Source organism: uncultured Chitinophaga sp. (assembly GCF_937874145.1).
In the GTDB taxonomy this organism is placed as follows: Bacteria; Bacteroidota; Bacteroidia; order Chitinophagales; family Chitinophagaceae; genus Chitinophaga.
In genome coordinates, this window is record NZ_CALNBI010000342.1 from 1 (window position 1) to 2,790 (window position 2,790).

The following is a 2,790-nucleotide window of genomic DNA, read 5'->3' on the forward strand; positions in this document are numbered from 1 at the left end:
TTACAAAGAAAAAGGCCCCCTTTTGCAGGAGGCCCGTTATATTTTTTATCTGTTTGGATCAGCAAAAACGAACCTCCTAATTCTGGTACCAGAAAAAGTAAAAGCCGTAAAAGTATCCAAAAGTATGCTGTTGCATCAGATAATGTGTTTGCGTTGTTTGATAGGACAAAAGTAAAGCAGGATTTCATTTTTTCAAACAGGGAAGACAAAATATAAATCCCATCTAACAAAAAACCAAGTTTATTGATTTTTTTCCAATAAAACATGAAAATCACCCGCTACATGGCTAGTAAAACGGCTGATTGAATGCTATAGCAAATAATTTGGCGGGATGTGATGGTTGTTGAAAGGGGGCTTTACGGGGACGTAGTAACGGCTTGGTAAGGATACAGTAGGGATACCGTACTGTAACCGTACTAAAGGGCAACCAGGGTGATAAAATCAGGCCGGCTACAATACAATTGATAATCAATAACATATAAAAAAGCCCCCTGCGGGTGCAGGGGGCCGGATGAATATCCTTTAATGCTTGCCTATTAATTAGTGAGCTTTAGCAGTAGAGTCGATAGCTTTAGCGGTAGAGTCAACTACGGCAGCAGCGGAATCAACAACAGCAGCAGCAGAGTCAACGGTGCTCTGAGCTTCCTGAACCAGGCTGTCAACTTTAGTGGAATCACCTTCAGTGGAGGTACCAGCGTTGTTGCAAGCTACAGCGAACAGACCCAGGGCGAGAGCGAGGAAACCGAATTTTTTCATTTTGATACGTTTTAAGGTTTTATTGAAATGAGATTTAACCTTTATACCCGGTTCAAACGAAAGGTAACCCGCAATCTGAAAAAAAATTTATTTTGCCTACTTTGGGTTACTAAACCCGCCCAAACCGTATTAATCAGTGAATAATCTTTTGCACATAGAAAAGGATCAGGAATTACTGCACAGATTAGCCGCTAACGACGATAAGGCTCTGGAAATCATATATTTAGAGCATTATCCGATGGTAGAACGGATGATTTTGCAGCACAATGGGTCGGCGGACGATGCCAAAGACATCTTCCAGGAATCGATGATAGTCTTATACGAAAAGGCAAAAGAAGGGAATTTTGTACTCTCGTCCCGGTTAAAAACCTTCCTTTACGCCGTTTGCCGGCGGATGTGGCTCAAAAAGCTCCAGAGCGGGCCTTATAACAGCCCCCTCCCGGAAGACGTGGAAGAATCCCCCGACGCGGCGGACGCCCTGGAAACGCACCTGGAAAAGGATGCGCAGTTCCAACAAATGGAAGCCGCCATGGGGAAGATCGGGGAACCCTGCAAGACCATCCTGGAGGAATATTACATCCGCCGCCGGAGCATGCAGGAAATCGCCGAACAGTTCGGGTATACCAATGCCGAGAACGCCAAGAACCAGAAGTACAAATGCCTCATGCGGCTGAAGAAACTATTTTTTGCGAACTAAATATAAAGCCAAGCAGGAATCCGTGATGAACGAATTACATAAAATACAGGAAATAGAGCGCTACCTGGACGGTGAAATGACCGCCCCGGAGAAAGAAGCGTTCGAATCCCTCCTGCGCCGGAACCCCGATCTCCAACGGGAAGTTTCCGCCCACGAGGCGTTCCTCTCCCAGCTCAGGGCCCACGGCGCACGCCAAAGCCTCCGCGCCCGGATGCACGCCCTCCACCCCCAGGACGCCACAGCCAACCCACACCCCCAGCCGGTCCGGCAGCCCCCCGTGGTCACCATGACCAGCCGCCGCCGCACCTGGTACTCCGTGGCCGCCGCCGCTTCTATCGCACTGGTCACGTCCCTGGCAACCATGGCGATCATGCAGCGCTCCGCCAAAAACTCCTACACCGCCAAATATGAAGACGTCCGCCGCGTGCTGAACAACATCCAGCGCTCGCAAAACGCCCTCATCCGCGATATCAACAATAAAAACGCCGGCCCCGTCAACCCCGGCACCTATGGCGGCACCTGCTTCGCCATCTCCCGCAACGGCTATATGGTCACCAATTACCATGTGATCGCCGGGGCGGATTCCATCTACCTGCAAAACAACAAAGGCGAAGCCTTCAAGGCCGTCAGCGTATTCGAAGACGTTTCCAGCGACCTGGCCGTTCTCCGCGTGGCAGACAGCTCCTTCCGCTCCGCCCCCCTCCCGTATACGCTCAAAAAAGACCCCTCCCGCCTCGGGCAGGAAGTGTTCTCCATGGGCTACCCCCGCGACGAGATCGTTTTCGGCATGGGCTACATCAGCGCGCAGACCGGCTTTAACGGCGACACCCTGGCCTACCAGGTGTCCATCCCCGTGAACCCCGGCAACTCCGGCGCCCCCCTGCTCGATATGAACGGCGAGCTCATCGGCATCATCACCGGCCGCCAGTCCACCTCCGAAGGCATCGCCTTCGCCGTAAAATCGGGCCACCTGAAAAGATTACTCGAAGAATTACCGAAAGAGAAATTCAACCGCAAAGACCTCAAACAGAAGAACCAGCTGCTGGGCCTTCCCCGTGTGGAACAGGCGCGCAAACTGGAAGAATTCGTATATATGGTGAAAGTGTACAACTAAGCGATTGAAAAATGAAAAATAGAAGGACCGGCCGCAAAGGATTTCCCAGCAGCCGGTCCTTCGCTTTTAAATAAGGGTTAGTACCTATACCTGCCGCCTCCATCCTACCTTTACGCAGCTTCATTAACCTCAGCGTATGCCAGTCCAAATCCCGCAGACTCAAAGGCCGCGTAATATCCGATCAATGGCGGTAATGCCCCAGGAATCGCTCCTACCCAAACTG

4 protein-coding genes are annotated in these 2,790 nt (G+C 51.0%); 3 read left to right on the plus strand and 1 reads right to left on the minus strand.

Features of this window, described 5'->3' with window-relative positions; genetic code table 11:
- On the plus strand, positions 1-216 hold a 216-nt coding region (locus Q0510_RS16855; RefSeq protein WP_298714426.1), incomplete at its 5' end, for a hypothetical protein.
- Positions 217-540: 324 nt separating this feature from the next.
- Here Q0510_RS16855 and Q0510_RS16860 read toward each other — a convergent pair.
- Positions 541-756, minus strand: coding sequence for a hypothetical protein (locus Q0510_RS16860; RefSeq protein ID WP_298714428.1), 216 nt, complete (start codon positions 754-756; stop codon positions 541-543).
- Between the two features lie 136 nt (positions 757-892).
- Between Q0510_RS16860 and Q0510_RS16865 the strand changes: the two genes are divergently transcribed.
- Entirely contained in the window at positions 893-1,453 is a 561-nt protein-coding gene (locus Q0510_RS16865) for a sigma-70 family RNA polymerase sigma factor (RefSeq protein ID WP_298714430.1), read from the plus strand.
- Positions 1,443-2,567 (plus strand): trypsin-like peptidase domain-containing protein, encoded by a 1,125-nt coding sequence (locus tag Q0510_RS16870; RefSeq protein ID WP_298714432.1) that lies wholly within the window; start codon positions 1,443-1,445, stop codon positions 2,565-2,567. The genes Q0510_RS16865 and Q0510_RS16870 overlap by 11 nt, the downstream gene beginning before the upstream one ends.
- Positions 2,568-2,790 lie beyond the last annotated feature (223 nt).

Bases quoted from the DNA above. Each gene is read 5' to 3' on its own strand.
- Q0510_RS16860 (WP_298714428.1), bottom strand. From the start codon at position 756: ATGAAAAAATTCGGTTTCCTCGCTCTCGCCCTGGGTCTGTTCGCTGTA.